The sequence below is a fragment of the Leptolyngbya sp. Cla-17 genome (genome assembly GCF_016807185.1).
In the GTDB taxonomy this organism is placed as follows: domain Bacteria; phylum Cyanobacteriota; class Cyanobacteriia; order Leptolyngbyales; family Leptolyngbyaceae; genus ULC077BIN1.
Map to the genome: position 1 here is coordinate 1,061,832 of NZ_JAEVYN010000002.1, position 16,695 is coordinate 1,078,526.

Below are 16,695 nucleotides of genomic sequence, written 5' to 3' on the forward strand. Positions count from 1 at the left end.
GTTGTATTGGAGGTTTCGATGAAGCTTAATTTGAGCCAATATCCCAGCGCGATCGCTCAAGCGTCTCAAGCAGTAAATGAGGTGGAGCATCAGCTTGCAGAGATGCGATTACACCTTACTCGATTAGAAGGAAACGCAGACAAAATTTCTGCTTTTGAAGCTAATTTAAAGAATGATAATCAGCGACGAGCGCGCAGGTTTGAAATCTTGCAAGCTAATCATGAATATCGCCCTGCCTGCGATGCAATAAATCGGCTTAACACTGAAAAATCTCATGCTGTGGCACGCTTGGAGCATTTACGAAACGAGTTTAGTGTGGCAAAGTTGGAAACGAGACTTGCGATCGCACAAAAGCTGATTGGGCTGGAAACGCGAGAATTAGTAGGATTATAGAAATTGTAGTGCTATACGACGCAGACTATAGGTTTCAAACGATCCTTCTAAAGGCAGAGATGTAGATTCTTTTTGGTCACAAGATTAGCTCTTTGGTTGGATGAGAATCAATTTAATAACCCGCTACTATTCAGTTACACTAAACAACTTAAATGGAGCGAGGTATGAAAAACTTAATTTCTAACCTAATAGAAAATATTGTTTCTAACTTAAAGAAACTTCAACTGAAGCAAGTTGCGATCGTACTGCTAGCTGGCTTTTTGGTAGTATTTAACACTGCTTGTAGTTCTAAAGTCGCTGATGCAACTAAATCTGTTAGCAATCCGAATCCTTATGCGGGTCAAGGCGGAATGCAGAAAGAAATGTACGATGCAGTACAGCGTCCTGCTGGAGGCATGAACCAGTATAACGATGATGCTAAGTATGATTCTGATAAAAATCAGATGCAAAATAAAAAGTACGTCCAACGTGCTCAGAACAACCTAAAGAATCGGGTCGATTCTCCTCAAGACGCGGTGGATAATCTGCGTCAGAAAAATCCTTTAGGAGACAAGGCACAGGAAACGGCTGAAAAAGTGCAGAAAAGTGCAGAAAAGTTACAAAAAGATTTTGCTAAGGGAACTGAGCGGGGTATTGACAATATCAAGCAGAACGTAGACCGGGCAAGCGATGCGGCTCCTAAAGTCGTTGATCAAGCAAAGCAAAATGCTAAGGGTGCAGGCAAAGATCTAATCATGGGTGGCTCAAAAGACTTGCCTAACAAAAACATGTAGTTTGGTAGGCTTGCGATCGCGTCTCATAACTTTGGGCGTAATGCATTTAAAACATTAATAACTATCTACTGAGCGATCTCTTGTACATTTGAGATCGCTTTTTTCGTGTTTAGTCTAAACATCAGTTATGAACCACGGCTGGATTTATCGAGAGCAGATCAAACGCTCGGATGCTGGATTGACAGTATTAGACTATTACACCCAACGCTATCGTCACTCTAGCCGGGATGAGTGGCACCAAAGAATTGCACAGGGGCAAGTGCTGCTGGATGAACAGCCCAGCATGGCAGAGACCGTATTGCAGCCGGAGCAATGGTTAGCCTACCATCGTCCACCGTGGGAAGAGCCAGAAGTGCCGCTGGAGTTTGCAGTGCTGTATGAAGATGAGGATTTGTTGGTGATAGCGAAGCCTTCTGGGTTGCCTGTGCTGCCGGGGGGAGGCTTTTTAGAACACACGCTGCTGGGTCAGTTACACCAGCAATATCCGCACGATACGCCTGCGCCAATTCATCGACTTGGGCGCGGCACATCGGGATTGATGCTGTTGGCGCGATCGCCTTTGGCAAAAGCTCATCTCAGCCAGCAACTGCGAAAGCGGCAGATTCATAAGGTATATCGTGCTTTGGTTGGAGTGGGCGAGATGCCGGATCAGTTCACGATTACTCAACCAATTGGAAAAATCCCCCATCCTGTTTTGGGCTATATCTATGGGGCCGCACCGGATGGCTTGTCTGCCCACAGTCAAGTTCAAGTCCTCAAACGCCAGTCCAACAGTACTCTGCTAGAAGTCACTATTTTGACGGGGCGACCTCACCAAATTCGGATTCATCTCGCTACTGCTGGCTTTCCTTTACTAGGTGACCCGCTCTATGTTGTGGGCGGCATTCCCCTATTAAAGTCCATTAATGGGGATGAACAATTTCCTGTGCCCGGTGATTGTGGCTATCATCTCCATGCTTATCACCTCCGCTTCATTCATCCTAAAACTAAGGATTGTATCCACATCACTTGTCCCGCCCCAGCAGAGCTGGATTAAAGCTGATTAAAAATTTGGTGCGTTTCGGCTATGCTTGCTGCTACATCGCTGATTGAAGCTGAGACAGTAGCCAAGCGCTGACTTTGCCATGATTCGTTTGCCGACTGCGGTGCAGGGCTTCTTCTAGCAGCGCGACCGCTAGACCTGGCAGCACTTGAGACTGGTCGATCCGACGACTACCGCGATTTGCGATCTCAAAAGCAATAATTTCACCCTTAGCCCTCATCGTATCTAGTTTTTTAACCGGTTTGAGTGGCAAATTTCCACAGCTTCAAAGAATCTCGCGAGTGGTGGCGTAAAATTGTCTTCCATCCAGCATTTCAACTATTACCATGTGCGACTACCTGCAACAAATTTTGACGGCGCGTGTCTATGATGTCGCCCAGGAAACTGCATTGGATTATGCACCTAATCTTTCTAGACGGCTGAACAATCGACTGTTGTTAAAGCGGGAAGATATGCAGTCTGTCTTTTCATTCAAGCTGCGCGGTGCGTATAACAAAATGGTGAAGTTGCCGCCAGAGGTGCTGGCGAAAGGCGTAATTGCCGCCTCAGCCGGAAACCATGCTCAGGGAGTGGCGTTGGGAGCACGGCAGTTGGGTACGACAGCGCTGATTGTGATGCCAGTGACCACGCCTCAGGTAAAGATTGATGCAGTCAGGGCTAGGGGAGGCGAGGTGGTGCTGCATGGCAATACCTACGATGATGCTTACGCTCATGCACGGCAACTAGAGGCAGAGAAGGGGCTGACCTTTATTCACCCATTTGATGACCCGGATGTGATTGCTGGGCAAGGCACGATCGGCATGGAGATTTTGCGCCAGTGTCAGCAGCCAATTCATGCGATTTTTGTGGCGATCGGTGGCGGTGGGTTAATCTCTGGCATCGCTGCTTACGTGAAACGGATTCGCCCTGAGATCAAAATCATCGGTGTGGAGCCAGTGGATGCGGATGCCATGTCTCAATCGTTAAAAGCGGGACACAGAGTGCGCCTGTCTCAAGTGGGATTGTTTGCGGATGGGGTCGCAGTGCGAGAGGTGGGAGCGGAAACCTTTCGTTTATGCCAGCAGTATGTGGATGAGGTGATGCTGGTGGATACGGATGCCACCTGCGCGGCGATTAAAGATGTGTTTGAGGACACGAGATCGATTTTGGAGCCTGCCGGGGCGCTAGCGATCGCCGCTGCTAAAACCTACGTCGAGCGTGAACAAATCAGCGGACAAACTTTGATTGCCATTGCCTGCGGTGCCAACATGAACTTCGATCGCCTCCGATTTGTAGCAGAACGGGCAGAATTTGGTGAACGTCGAGAGGCGGTGTTTGCCGTTAACATTCCCGAAGCACCGGGTAGTCTGCGTCAGTTTTGCCAATGTTTGGGCGATCGCAACCTGACCGAATTTAGCTATCGGATTGCGGATCAGCAAGAAGCACATATCTTCGTGGGCGTGAAAATTCAAAACCGTGCTGATGCTGCCGCCATGGTGATCAAATTTGAAAGCTGTGGCTTCAAAACTATTGACCTCACCGATGATGAACTCACCAAACTGCATCTACGGCACATGGTCGGCGGACATTCTCTGCTTGCCCACAACGAATTGCTCTATCGATTTGAGTTTCCCGAACGCCCTGGTGCCTTAATGAAATTTGTTACGAGCATGAGTCCCAACTGGAACATCAGCCTATTTCATTACCGCAATCACGGCGCAGACTACGGGCGTATCGTTGTTGGAATGCAGGTGCCTCCCCAAGAGATGACAGAATGGCAGGCATTTCTGGAGACGCTGGGTTATCGCTACTGGGATGAAAGCCAAAATCCTGCCTACAAGCTATTTTTAGGTTAGACCGGCTTGTAAAAATTGAGCGATCACTACCCTCTCACTCAGAAGTCACGATGCAAGTTCAGCAAAAAAAATATACTTCCGAAGAATATTTGATTATGGAAGAAGCCGCTGGGTTTCGCAGCGAATATTGGAATGGAGAAATTGTCCCCATGACAGGCGGATCAATCAATCATAATCGGATTGCAGGAACAATCCATGCTTACCTGAAATTTGCAAGGCGCGGCAAAAATTGGGAACCGTTTATCACTGATCTACGAGTTTGGATTCCTCGCTACCGACGATATACATATCCTGATGTGTTTGTGATTCAAGCACAGCCAGTGTTCCAGGAAAGACGCACCGATACAGTGATGAATCCTTGTTTGATTATTGAAGTACTATCAAAGTCAACTCAGGATTATGATAAGACTGATAAATTTCGCGCTTATCGTTCTATTCCTGAATTCCAAGAATATTTATTAGTGAGTCAGTATGAAACCTATGTAGAACATCATACTAAAACTAATGATGGATGGATTTTTAGAGAGTATGAATCGGATTCTGCAATCATTTATCTTTCATCAATTGGGGTAGAAATCGCGATCGCTGACATCTATGAAGGAGTCACCTTTGAAAGCGAACCAGAAACCGCAGTTGCACCAGAAAACTTAGAACAATAATCTGAAGCTTCTCAAGCTAGCATGACTGAAAAACAAATCCAATTCCTTAATTTAGACCTTCTTCAGCCCGCCCCTTCTCAAACAGCAGCTTACTTAGAACAAGGTCAGGGTACATCAGTGCTAATGCTGCATGGGTTCATGGGCAGCGGCAACTGCTGGCTACCACTGATGGCACATCTGCAAACTCAAATGCACTGTGTCGCTCTAGATTTGTTGGGCTTCGGTGACTCTGCCAAACCTGCCATTCAATATGATGTTGCGAAAGAAGTTGAGTTTGTCCGGCAGTTTATCCAGGCGCGAAATTTGGAGCCATGCTATCTCATAGGGCACTCCTTTGGCGGGTGGGTTGCTGCTGCCTATGCTCTGGCTTATCCTGCTGCCGTCAAAGGATTAATTTTGTTAGCTCCAGCAGGAATTCGAGATGACAGCTTTGCTGGACGATATGATCATTTGCGTCCGATTCTTTGGCAAACGCCCCTAGTAGATTGGGTGCTGAATGGAATCAAGCCTTTTTCAAACTGGTTTGGGCAAAAAGAGACATTAGAAAAAATCGCTTGGATGCGAGGTGAATTGAATAGCCAGCCAGCCGCACGATCGTTCTTAGTTGATCGCATTCGCCCTGAAGATGCGATCGATACCGTCGAAAAAGAGATCCATCGCCTCCACACCCCAACTTTGGTGATTACTGGCGATCGCGATGACACCATACCTCTATGGCACAGTGAAACCTACGCCCGTGAGATTCCCAATGCTCAGTTGGTGATTTTACCCGAAGCGACCCACTCTTTACCCCAAGATTATGCTGCTGAAGTTGCCGCGCATATTCTTCCGTTTTTGATGGCGCAATCAGTGGAATCTTAATAACGAGACTGTAATCGGAGTAATCGGATCAGGGAAGCGATCGCTCAATTATTTTCCAAAAACCTCGAAATCCTTACAATCTATACTTCTCAAGGCATAGTCTCTATTGTTATGATTATTAATATCGATTAACACATCGCAACAAAACAGAGATAGGGAGACATCGTGACTGGATTTATCAGAGGTTTATTTTCTAAGCGGCAACCCGATGAAGCTGCTACCCCAAAACCTGAAAGAGTGAAACCTGAAAAAGCAAAGCCTCTGCCTCAGCGAACTCAGCAAAACTCTGATGCCTATTTCTTGGATGCAGACAGCGCAAGCAGCATGGGCGATATAGACTACATGCGTACTGTGAAAAACATTAAGCGCACCTACGCAAAAACTATCAACGGAGTCGTTCCTGACCTAAACGTAGAAGTCTCCGCAATGACGGCTAAAAAGCGCAGGCAAATGGAGGCAGCACAATCTTCTTTTGGTGTGGCTCCATCAAATCCCACCCCAACGCCGACTCCAGCGCAAGTGCGCGAACGTCGCCGTGCAGACTCCAGCATGGATATGTTCCGCAATATGGCAAAGGACATTCGTAAGCCATAAAACGCGCTTGAATCAAGTACGTTTCAGTAAAAGGGTGGGCTAGTAAGCCCACCCTTTTACTATTTAGTGCTGTTGCCCACTGGAGAGGCGTGGTGCGGAAGGACGAAGGCTGGGCTTGCTGCTGCCTGCGCCGGTAGTGTTACGCTTTACGGTTTTTTGGGAGGAAGGCTGAGCTGAGCGAGATTTTGACTGTCCCCCTCTTCCCGGTTGCTGTCGATTTTGGCGACCATTTTGAATCGGTTCAGGTTTAGCGTGCAGGTCTGGCTCAAACCCAGTTACGATCTCCCTGGGCAATTGTTGCTTAATTAGCTTCTCGATCGCCCCTAGTAATTGATGTTCATCTACACAAACTAGAGAGGAGGCTTCGCCATCGGCTCCGGCGCGACCTGTGCGTCCAATGCGATGAATGTAGTCTTCGGGAGAATTGGGTAGCTCGTAATTTACCACATGGGGCAAATCGGTAATATCGATACCACGAGCGGCAATATCGGTTGCCACAAGCACTTGCAAGCTTGCATCCTTAAACTTTGCCAGGGCACGAGTTCTTGCGGCTTGACTCTTGTTACCATGAATTGCCATTGCGGGGATTCGATCTTCTGTCAACTGCTTCACTAATCGATCAGCGCCGTGCTTAGTGCGAGTGAACACCAACACCTGAAACCAGTTGTGCTGGCGGATGAGGTTAGTGAGCAACTCACGCTTCCGTTCGCGATCGACGAGATAAACTTTTTGCGCTACTGTATCGGCTGTAATGTTGCGCCGTTCCATCTCAATCAGGGCTGGCTGATTTAACAGGCTAGAGGCAAACGATTTAATTTCATTAGAAAAAGTTGCCGAGAACAACAGATTTTGTCGTTGTTTGGGCAAGAGGGCTAGAATGCGCCGAATGTCACGGATAAAGCCCATGTCCAACATGCGATCGGCTTCATCAAGTACCAAAATTTCGACCCGCGATAGATCGACGGTGCCCTGCTGCACATGGTCTAGCAATCGCCCTGGCGTGGCAACCAAAATATCTACCCGGCTTCTCAATTGTCGCACTTGCGGAGTCATGCCAACGCCGCCAAAAATGGTCATTGAGTTTAGTTTCAAATATTTGCCGTAGGCTCGCACGCTTTCTTCCACCTGAGCGGCAAGTTCACGGGTCGGGGTCAAAATCAGCGCTCGAACCGGTGGGCGACCGATGGGGGCATTTCTGTTAGTGTTTGCCGATACGCTGTTTGCCGATAATAAGTGCAGAATGGGTAAGGTAAAGCCAGCCGTTTTGCCCGTGCCTGTTTGGGCACCCGCTAGCAAATCGCCGCCTTCCAATACGATAGGAATCGCCTGCATTTGGATAGGTGTAGGTGTGGTGTAACCGCGCTCAGTGATAGCACGAACAATCTCATCAGACAAACCAAGAGTGGAAAAGGTCATAGAACTCCGCGAGTAAAACCGCCTACCGCCGTGGGCAGCGTCAGTCTTAGGCGGATAAAAGTGTAAGAAATCTCAATTGACAGCGGTGCAAAGACTGGAAGCGATCGCTGCCCTTGCATTTTAGCAGGGTTCCAGTCATTCAGGCAAAGCAAGGTCAACCTTCCATGATTTAGTTGACTATCTACTACTTGGCTAGCATCCACCCTAATCGTGTGGGTTGTTCATATACTCGTTTCAAGGTGTTGAGATCTCTTGCAGAAATCTTGGCAGGATTGCGAACCTGGGAAAAATAGAGAGCATCGGTTTGCTGAGGGCTATGCCCCCAGATACCAAGCGCGTGACCGAGTTCATGACGAGCTGAGGCTTGCAGATACTCTGAGGCTTGATCAGGTCGAATGTACACCGTGACTCGATGGGACAGAATTGAGTGGTCCGAGGGCGCAACGGTTGGCTTTTTGGCGTAGAGTTCAAAACGAGTCTCGGCGGAACGGGCACGAAGAATGGGAAGTTTTCGCTGTTCGCCATCCTGATTGCTTCGATCAAATCTCAGTGGTAACGGCGATCGCGCAATCCGAATATCCGCATCTCCCGCCTGTTCAACTTGCTTGAGGGGTAAGTAACGATGCCACTCTTGCACGGCTTTTTCTACGGCAGTGCCCCAGGTTTTCGCCTGTTTTGCCGTAAATGGATTTGCCTGTTCAGCGACAGTAGGCGGTTCAACATAGACTGTCACTGGAAACGTTGACCAAATCAGATAATTTACAACCACAGCCTGAACTTGGTCAAAATAATCGCCTGATTGCTGAGGGTCACGCCACTGAGCCAGGGTTGGCGGTATGGGATGAATTTGAGCGGCAGGAAGGGTGCCGAGTGCAGCCGACGGTTGGGCAGAGAGTATCGGTTGACCCATAACAACGACAACCAGTGAAATAACAAAGGCGATCGCCCCACCCAGGAGCGATCGCCCAAACCACACACTTCTTTTCCGATTAGAACCCATATCAGCTAGTGCAATTATTAAACGTTATTGTGGAATCAAATTTGCACTCAAAACTACTGTCAGCCCCATAAAAACCACCGTTAGTACCCAGGTGACGCGGTTCAATGTCAACTCAGCCGTCTTTGTGCTGTTAAAAAGCTGAGCCTGCCCGCTTAAACCGCCCAAACCGTCTCCCTTGGGGCTATGCAGCAACACCACAATCACCAATCCCAAAGCGGCAATAATCCAGAGCGTTTTTAGGACAAGATACAAAGACATAGTAAACCCGCGTAAATAATGCTGCTTACCCAGTCTAAAAGCAAATGCCTCATAAAATCCACCATTTTCTAGCAAACAAGACACGGGTGAGAACCTACTAAAAAAGGGATGGCAAACAAAATGGCAGTGCTGAAAATCGATACGAGTATGAATGACGCGATCGCAGCACAAAGCCACATTAGCCAAGCCATTTGTTTCTTCCGGTAGAGCTTCTAACCTAAAAAGGCTTGCCATACTATTGATATCAAGTATTAAAAGCACTGACTATGCGGCTAGCAATTGTTTCGCTTGGTACTATCGCGACATTATTCAGTTTGACAACTGCCATTCAAGCTGTGCCTTCGGGTTCTGCAAGTTCCTTAAGTGGGTTGCAAGAACGTTCCGTTAGACGAACTTCTGCTCCGTCCTCTGTTATCCCACTGGCTAACCAAAAAGTTCAATCGAACTCAGATGTAGTTGGTTTACGGTTAAATCCAAATCTCCAGCTACGGGTTTCGCCAGAGCGAGACAAAAATCTGTCAGGTGTTTACCCAGAAGATAGCACTGCCTCAGGTAACCGAATCCAGTTGCTCTATCGGATTGACCAACTACAGAGTAGATAGGGATGTAAGGCGAAAGGTGGGGAAGTCGAGAAAGTCAAAATATATCGCGTCTGAGAAATATATCGCCTCTGAGTGAGAAGGGCGATGATTCCTAAACGCATAAATTAAGCTGATTCCATTGATCGCTCAAACGAATTGCCAATCAATTTGCCCCAACCTTACTAGAATGAGTTAGGCAAGTTATTGGCAGGAGCTGAGTTTGTGGATCGTTACACCCCCGCACAGATTGAGGAAAAGTGGCAAAAAGCATGGATTGAACAAGGGCTGCACCAAACTTCAAACGACCTGAGCAAGCCTAAGTTCTATGCACTGTCTATGTTTCCTTATCCGTCGGGCAACCTGCACATGGGGCATGTTCGGGTATATACGATCGCCGATGTGATTGCGCGGGTGCGGCGGATGCAGGGGTTTCGAGTGCTAAATCCCATGGGTTGGGATGCCTTTGGATTACCTGCGGAGAATGCGGCGATCGAACGAAACACTCAGCCTGCTGAGTGGACCTATCAAAATATTGCCCAGATGAGATTGCAGCTCGATCAGTTAGGCATCTCCTTCGATTGGGATCGGGAAGTTGCTACCTGTTCGCCTGACTATTACCGCTGGACGCAATGGATTTTTCTAGAGTTTTTTAAAGCAGGATTGGCATATCAAAAAGAAGCCACAGTCAATTGGGACCCGATTGATCAGACTGTTTTGGCGAATGAACAAGTGGATAGTGCAGGCAAATCTTGGCGATCGGGTGCTGTAGTCGAGCGCAAACTGTTGCGTCAATGGTTCTTCAAAATCACTGACTACGCCGAACAGCTATTGACCGACTTAGACACACTTACCGGGTGGCCCGAAAAAGTGCGGCTGATGCAGGCAAACTGGATTGGCAAATCTATCGGCGCACAGGTCACTTTTACCACCGAGGGCGGCGATCAGTTAGTCGTCTTTACCACGCGCCCCGACACCCTGTGGGGAGCTACCTTTATGGTGCTGTCGCCAGAGCATTCTTTAGTCGAGAAGCTCACCGTACCGGAACAGGCAGCGGCGATCGCAACTTACCAAGCCGCCGCAGCCAAAAAAAGCGACCTCGATCGCATGGCAGAGGGACAGGAAAAGACGGGCGTGTGGACAGGTAGCTATGCAATCAATCCTGTGAATGGCGAGCAAGTGCCCATCTGGATTGCCGACTACGTGCTAGTGGATTACGGCACCGGGGCAATCATGGCAGTTCCCGCCCATGACCCCCGTGACTTTGAGTTTGCCAAAAAATTCAACCTGCCAATCAAAGTGGTAGTACAGCCAGAGGACGAAACTCTCGATAGTGCAACGATGACGGCTGCTCATGTGGGCGGTGGCGTAATCGTCAATTCTGGCGCGTTGAATGGCATTCCCGCTGGCAAAGAAGCAGGGCAAAGCGTGGAAGCGGCTGTGCAGTGGCTAGAGGCAAATGGCAAAGGCAATGGAACGAACAACTATCGGCTGCGAGACTGGCTGATTTCCCGCCAGCGCTACTGGGGCGCTCCCATTCCAATTATCCATTGCCCCAAATGCGGCGCGGTGCCTGTGCCAGATGCTGACCTACCCGTGAAATTGCCGGAAGATGTGGCGTTTTCAGGACGGGGAGCCTCTCCCTTGGCGCAGTTAGAATCCTGGATTAATGTGCCCTGTCCAACCTGCGGCACATCTGCCAAGCGGGAAACCGACACCATGGATACCTTCATTGATTCATCCTGGTACTTTTTGCGCTATCCCGATGCTAAAAATGACCAACAGGCATTTGATCCTGCGATCGCCAACGATTGGTTGCCCGTCGATCAATATGTCGGTGGCATTGAACACGCGATTTTACACCTGCTGTATTCCCGCTTTTTCACTAAGGTATTACGCGATCGCGGCTTGCTCAACTTTGACGAACCCTTCAAGCGCTTGTTGACCCAAGGCATGGTGCAGGGCAAAACCTACAAGAATTCTCAGACAGGCAAATATGTACTGGCAGTTCATATTGCCGACCTGACAAATCCTGTTGATCCCGAAACGGGAGATGCATTGGAAGTGGTCTACGAAAAAATGTCCAAGTCTAAACACAACGGCGTGGCTCCTGGCGATGTAATAGATAAGTATGGGGCAGACACCGCCCGCATGTTTATTCTGTTCAAAGCGCCGCCTGAAAAAGATTTGGAATGGGAAGACGCAGACGTAGAAGGACAATTTCGCTTCCTGAATCGCGTTTGGCGGCTGGTGACAGAATGGAAAACAGGGAAAGAAACAGCAGGCAACTCCGCACCCCGCACTCTGCACTCTGCACTCTCTAAACCCGAAAAAGAATTGCGTCGTGCGATTCACATTGCGATTCAAGCGATTACTGAAGATTTGGCAGACGAGTATCAGTTCAACACGGCTGTGTCGGAAATGATGAAGCTGAGCAATGCGCTGACCGATGCCCCGTGCAAAGAGTCGCCTGTGTATGCAGAAGGCATTGAGACGCTGACCAAATTGCTTGCCCCATTTGCGCCTCACATGGCGGAGGAACTTTGGCACCATTTAGGACATGTAGAGTCAGTTCATACTCAACCCTGGCTGGTGGTGGATGAGTCGGCGTTAATTGCCGACGAAATTACTCTAGTGATCCAAGTTTTGGGTAAGACAAAGGGCACCATTCAAGTTCCTGCCCAGGCGACCAAAGAGGAACTAGAGCAATATGCGCGGGACTCCGACTTGGCAAAACGCTACCTTGACGGCAAGGAGATCAAAAAGGTGATTGTAGTGCCTGGAAAGCTGGTGAACTTTGTTGTCGTGTGATTATTGTTCATTCATTCCGATTTTTTGGTGGGGCTGATCGAGATCTTCGCCACAATGAGGACAAAAGCGCCGGAGATGTGCCCGTTTTTTTTCCACTTCTTCGGCAAAACCGGAGGCGATAATGCCTGTGGGTAATGCCACTAAACCTAAGCCCAGCACTGCAATGATGCCCCCCAAAAGTCTGCCGATCGCCGTAATCGGTGCCACATCGCCATAGCCAACACTGGTGAGGGTGATGATGCCCCACCACATTGAGGCGGGAATGTTGGGATAGCGATCGGGCTGGGCAGCGTGTTCGGCATAATACATCAAGCTTGAGGAAATCATCAATAAGGTAAAGACGGTAAATAATGCTGAAAATAGGTCTTCACGCTTTGAGGAAATCACTGTGCCCAGAGTTCGCATTGACTCAGAGTAACGCCCAATTTTAAACAGACGTGCTAGTCGTAATAAATGCAGTTCTCGCACAAACACTAAGTTAGGAAAGACTAAAAATAGGTAGTAAGGTAGAACTGAAATGAAATCAACAATGGCTAAGGGTGAGAGGATAAACTTGCAGCGCCCTAAAACCGGGTGACGATAGCGAGGGCTGAGGGTACAAGTCCACACTCTAAAACCATATTCAAGAGTAAAAATCATTACAGAAATCGTTTCAAAATCATTGAAATAGCTTTTATAAGGAATTGAAACACTGTCAACGGTTTCAAAAGTAAACGCCAACACATTCAGAGAAATCAGGACAATCATGAATGTATCAAACAGCTTGCCCGGTCGGTCATCATGGTGGGTGACTTCGATGACTTTATAAATCTGCTGTTTGAGTTTATGGGTTTTGATACTGACCATGATTGACCCAGTTTGTTTTGAGCTTTGAATTGATTAGGTTTTATCGAGTTTTTTAATTGATTGTAAGGCTAGATATTCCATCGGTTTTTTGTCGTTAAACTGGTTGCCATCGAAGAAGGTTTCAATGCCGCGTGAGGTTGTTTGAGGAATGGCAATGGACTGAGAGGTGGTGTGGAAAAGGGCGATCGCGGCTTCTCGCCATAAATCTTCGCGGTTGACGTTGTTGACCATTGCCTGCACATCGGTGTCGGGGGGTAGGTAGCCCCAGCGCATATTTTCAGTGAGAAACCACAGGTCATGATTTTTGAAGGGATAGGAGGCGTTATCTTGCCAGAACTTCATGGCATAGGAACTGGTGGGAGAGACGCGATCGCTGCCGTAGTCGATTATGCCTTTGGTCCGAGGGGCGATCGCATCAATTGCCACGTTGAGATATTGACTGGCGGCGATGATTTGACACATTTCATCTTTGTTCTCAGGGCGATCGCACCAGATCTGCGCCGACTGAATTGCCATCAACAGCGCTTTGGTTGCCTTGGGATGGCGATCAACCCAATCTGCCCGCATCGCAAAGGATTTTTCGGGATGATCGCGCCACAGTTCACCCGTGACGAGGGCAGAATATCCTAGATTTTCTCGAATCAATTGAGCGTTCCAGGGTTCACCGACGCAAAAAGCGTGCATAGTTCCGGCTTTCATGTTGGCGACCATTTGCGGCGGCGGCACCACAAACATCGACACATCGGTATCTGGATCAATTCCCCCGGCTGCCAGCCAATAGCGCATCCATAGGTCATGGGTGCCACCGGGATAGGTGACGGCAATTTTAAGCCGCATCCCTGGACCTCCAGCTTTTGCTTGCTCAACACTCTCTTTCAAATTGGAGCTATCAATCCCAACATCCAAATCGCGATAGATATTTGCCAAAGAGATCCCTTGCCCATTCACATTCAGCCGCGCCAGGATATACATCAACACCGGATTGCCATCGGGCATTTTGCCAGCGGATAGGTGATAGGGCATGGGCGTGAGCAAATGGGCTCCATCCAAGCCGCCGTTGGCAGCCCCCAAACTGAGGTTTTGCTGGACTGCGCCCCAAGATGGCTGCCGGACAAGCTGAACATCCGTCATGCCATAGTGGGTGAAATAGCCTTTTGCTTGCGCCACAATCAAGGGGGCGGCATCGGTGAGGGCAATGAAACCCAAGGATGCTATAGCGGTTTCGGGTGTATCAGAGGTGGTGTGATTCACCACAAGCCGCGATCGCAGCGTTTGCCCGTTTTGATTCGCCGCACAGCCGTGGGTCAAGAGAGTTCCAGCAGTTGTGGCTCCCGCCATCAGGATAAACTTGCGCCTCGAATAGTACGTCATGCCAGCTTCTGGAGTGGGATATAACTCAATCAAACAGATCCGTAATTCATTCGGGTTGAAAATTCATATTGAAAGTTTCTGACGATCGCTTGAGTTTGCGCCATCAGCGGCGGATCAGGCGATCGCGTTTTGGACATGAAAAAAACAACCACAGCCAGCACCTGAGCACTCACCAGAATAGGGACACCAAACCCAGCTTTTACGTTCAACACTTTCGCAATTTGATTCCTCAAAAAACATGTTTCTGATTGAGCCGAAACGTCCTCAAGCCATTCAGGTTTCTGAAAATGCCAGATTCGCCCTGGCATTCCTTCGCTGAGACGAAGCCCAAATGCCCTACTCCAAACTTGAAACTGCATCCAGAGAATCGCTTGATTCATCGTTAGTGTGCGATTAATGTACCAAGCAGGACTCAGTTCTAGAAGAGTGTGAGTCGCATTCGGGAGCCAAGATTCACCATACTCCCACTCCGTTTTGTCACAGATAGAAACCAGTAATATATTCAGTGCAGCGACAACATCTGAGGTTGAATCAAGCGGCTGAATCAGGGAAAGCGGCTGCGCAAGAATGTCTGGTTCAAATTGGCTGAAAGAATAGTGAGTCATAGGAACGTGTCAAAACTCATGATTAGGGGGATATCGGTGAGACTTCATCGGCAAGAAAGGAGACAAGAAACCGTTAAAGACTTAGGGCGAGAACATCACAGCCCGATTTTCAGATCTCTGAAAGCTCTGTCCGCATGAGTTTCACTATTGCTCATAAAGTTTATTCAACAGGTTTAAGCGCTGGCAACTGAGCCTCTTGCAGTCCTTCGGATTGATCGCTAGCCCCAGCAGGCAAATCCTCAACGGGAAGATCGGCACGATCGAACACGACACGTAACAGTGGCGGAGCCAAAAATGTGGTCAAAATCACCATGACAATGATGGCTGCATTCAAAGAGTCGCTGAGAACGCCACTGGCAGTTCCCACAGCAGCAAACACTAACCCGACTTCACCCCGAGGCACCATCCCGACCCCGATCGCCAAGCGATTGATTCCGGGTTGCCCAAACACACTCCAACCCGTCACCACTTTGCCCAAAATTGCTACGCCTAATAGAAAAGCTGCAATGATCAAACCTTCACGATTCTCAGGAACAAAAGGATTCAGAACGCTGATATCAGTCCGTGCCCCCACCACCACAAAGAAAATAGGCACAAGCATATCTGCGATCGGCGTAATCTGCTGCTGTAATTCCTCCTGCTTCTCGGTTTCTGCCAAAATCAACCCTGCGGCAAAGGCTCCTAGAATTGCCTCTAGGTGAATCGCGGCAGCGACATAGGAAAGAATGAAGGCAAACGTCAAGGAAACTAGCAGCAGTTGCCCCCTTGTAATCATTTTGTTGACCAATGCCACAAACAGCGGACTCAGCAACCGCCCTAGCCAAATTGCTCCGACTAAGAAGGCGGCGGCACTGACGATCAGATAGAGGACATTGCTAACTTCCACTTTCCCATCACGGGCGAGACTTGCCACCACTGCCAGCACAATAATGCCCAGTACATCATCCATCACCGCCGCGCCGATGATGATCTGTCCTTCTCTAGATTTGAGCCGCTGAATTTCGGCTAGCACTTTTGCCGTGATGCCAATACTGGTTGCGGTTAGCGCAGCGCCGGCAAAAATGGCAGGCACGGTTGGAACTCCGAACAGCAGCATTAATCCAGCAGTGCCCAAGGTAAAGGGAACGACGACCCCCACGATTGCTACGATCGTTGCTTGTGCGCCCACCCGCAGCAGTTCAGTCAAGTCGGACTCTAAGCCAATTTCAAACAGCAGGATCACCACGCCAACCTCTGCCAAAACGCTGAGTACTTCGCTTTGGGATTGGAAAACTTGGGTCAATGCGTCTGGATTGAGATAGCCGGTGGTTTGCATCAGGCTCATCAATACCGAGTGGCTACCGCTTTCGCCCACGGCGGGAAACATCAACAGATGCAGAGCGGAAACTCCTACAATCACTCCAGCCACTAGCTCTCCCAACACCGGCGGCAGATTGAACTGGGCACTGATTTCTCCGCCCAGTTTACTTGCTATATAAACAACGACCAGGCTTAGTAACACGCTTGCCAGTACGATGGGACTGATTTCAGCAGTAGTCGTTGCCAAGAGTGGAGACATTCGATCAGATAGATGAAAGCTCAATGGAGTGGATGAGACGATCGCGTTTATGATGTTCACTGTCAATGTTCCTACGCAGGTTTTCTGAAGAGATA

Annotated in this window: 18 protein-coding genes; 9 read left to right on the plus strand and 9 right to left on the minus strand. The window is 48.7% G+C overall.

Going from position 1 to position 16,695, the window contains the following annotated elements; genetic code table 11:
• Positions 1–18: 18 nt before the first annotated feature.
• The 3 genes from JOY44_RS16020 to JOY44_RS16030 all read left to right on the plus strand — a co-directional run bounded on the left by JOY44_RS16020 (position 19) and on the right by JOY44_RS16030 (position 2,202).
• Positions 19–393: a hypothetical protein gene (locus JOY44_RS16020; protein ID WP_171574643.1), complete on the plus strand. Its 375-nt coding sequence runs from the start codon at positions 19–21 to the stop codon at positions 391–393.
• Positions 394–557: 164 nt separating this feature from the next.
• Positions 558–1,166 carry a DUF6658 family protein gene (locus JOY44_RS16025; protein ID WP_171574644.1) on the plus strand — a complete coding sequence of 203 codons (609 nt, stop codon included), beginning with the start codon at positions 558–560 and terminating at the stop codon, positions 1,164–1,166.
• A 127-nt stretch (positions 1,167–1,293) separates the two neighbouring features.
• Positions 1,294–2,202 (plus strand): RluA family pseudouridine synthase, encoded by a 909-nt coding sequence (locus JOY44_RS16030; RefSeq protein ID WP_171574645.1) that lies wholly within the window; start codon positions 1,294–1,296, stop codon positions 2,200–2,202.
• 40 nt (positions 2,203–2,242) lie between these two features.
• On the opposite strand, the gene JOY44_RS16035 is transcribed toward JOY44_RS16030, so the two are convergent.
• Positions 2,243–2,461, minus strand: a complete 219-nt coding sequence (locus tag JOY44_RS16035) for a hypothetical protein (RefSeq protein ID WP_245404928.1) — start codon at positions 2,459–2,461, stop codon at positions 2,243–2,245.
• 73 nt (positions 2,462–2,534) lie between these two features.
• Here JOY44_RS16035 and ilvA point away from each other — a divergent pair, with 73 nt between their 5' ends.
• From ilvA to JOY44_RS16055, 4 genes are all read left to right on the plus strand, one after another.
• A complete protein-coding gene (gene ilvA, locus JOY44_RS16040; protein WP_171574646.1) occupies positions 2,535–4,043 on the plus strand; it encodes a threonine ammonia-lyase, biosynthetic in 1,509 nt (502 codons plus the stop codon).
• Between the two features lie 50 nt (positions 4,044–4,093).
• Positions 4,094–4,702, plus strand: a complete 609-nt coding sequence (locus JOY44_RS16045) for a Uma2 family endonuclease (RefSeq protein ID WP_171574647.1) — start codon at positions 4,094–4,096, stop codon at positions 4,700–4,702.
• 21 nt (positions 4,703–4,723) lie between these two features.
• Positions 4,724–5,563 (plus strand): alpha/beta fold hydrolase, encoded by an 840-nt coding sequence (locus JOY44_RS16050; protein ID WP_171574648.1) that lies wholly within the window; start codon positions 4,724–4,726, stop codon positions 5,561–5,563.
• 165 nt (positions 5,564–5,728) lie between these two features.
• Complete coding sequence (locus JOY44_RS16055; protein WP_171574649.1) at positions 5,729–6,157, plus strand: hypothetical protein; 429 nt, start codon at positions 5,729–5,731, stop codon at positions 6,155–6,157.
• A gap of 63 nt (positions 6,158–6,220) precedes the next feature.
• Here the strand turns inward: JOY44_RS16055 and JOY44_RS16060 are convergent, their stop codons facing one another.
• From JOY44_RS16060 to secG, 4 genes are read right to left on the minus strand one after another with little or no spacing between them, the layout of a single operon-like run.
• Entirely contained in the window at positions 6,221–7,573 is a 1,353-nt protein-coding gene (locus JOY44_RS16060) for a DEAD/DEAH box helicase (RefSeq protein ID WP_171574650.1), read from the minus strand.
• Complete coding sequence (locus JOY44_RS16065) at positions 7,570–7,725, minus strand: hypothetical protein (protein ID WP_203032036.1); 156 nt, start codon at positions 7,723–7,725, stop codon at positions 7,570–7,572. Before JOY44_RS16065 ends, JOY44_RS16060 begins: the two co-directional genes overlap by 4 nt.
• Positions 7,726–7,757: 32 nt before the next feature.
• Entirely contained in the window at positions 7,758–8,573 is an 816-nt protein-coding gene (locus JOY44_RS16070; RefSeq protein WP_197985488.1) for a matrixin family metalloprotease, read from the minus strand.
• Between the two features lie 24 nt (positions 8,574–8,597).
• Positions 8,598–8,831, minus strand: coding sequence for a preprotein translocase subunit SecG (secG, locus tag JOY44_RS32860; protein ID WP_171576042.1), 234 nt, complete (start codon positions 8,829–8,831; stop codon positions 8,598–8,600).
• A 266-nt stretch (positions 8,832–9,097) separates the two neighbouring features.
• On the opposite strand from secG, the gene JOY44_RS16080 reads away from it, so the two are divergent.
• Together JOY44_RS16080 and leuS are read left to right on the plus strand one after the other, a co-directional pair.
• Positions 9,098–9,433, plus strand: a complete 336-nt coding sequence (locus JOY44_RS16080; protein ID WP_171574652.1) for a hypothetical protein — start codon at positions 9,098–9,100, stop codon at positions 9,431–9,433.
• A gap of 201 nt (positions 9,434–9,634) precedes the next feature.
• Positions 9,635–12,220, plus strand: a complete 2,586-nt coding sequence (gene leuS / locus JOY44_RS16085) for a leucine--tRNA ligase (protein WP_171574653.1) — start codon at positions 9,635–9,637, stop codon at positions 12,218–12,220.
• On the opposite strand, the gene JOY44_RS16090 is transcribed toward leuS, so the two are convergent.
• From JOY44_RS16090 to JOY44_RS16105, 4 genes are all read right to left on the minus strand, one after another.
• Positions 12,221–13,066 (minus strand): ion transporter, encoded by an 846-nt coding sequence (locus JOY44_RS16090; protein ID WP_171574654.1) that lies wholly within the window; start codon positions 13,064–13,066, stop codon positions 12,221–12,223.
• A gap of 33 nt (positions 13,067–13,099) precedes the next feature.
• The gene (locus tag JOY44_RS16095; RefSeq protein WP_171574655.1) at positions 13,100–14,437 is read right to left on the minus strand and encodes a CmpA/NrtA family ABC transporter substrate-binding protein; all 1,338 of its coding nucleotides are present in this window, start codon (positions 14,435–14,437) and stop codon (positions 13,100–13,102) included.
• Positions 14,438–14,466: 29 nt separating this feature from the next.
• Complete coding sequence (locus tag JOY44_RS16100) at positions 14,467–15,042, minus strand: GAF domain-containing protein (protein ID WP_171574656.1); 576 nt, start codon at positions 15,040–15,042, stop codon at positions 14,467–14,469.
• 160 nt (positions 15,043–15,202) lie between these two features.
• Positions 15,203–16,600, minus strand: coding sequence for a cation:proton antiporter (locus JOY44_RS16105; protein WP_171576044.1), 1,398 nt, complete (start codon positions 16,598–16,600; stop codon positions 15,203–15,205).
• Positions 16,601–16,695 lie beyond the last annotated feature (95 nt).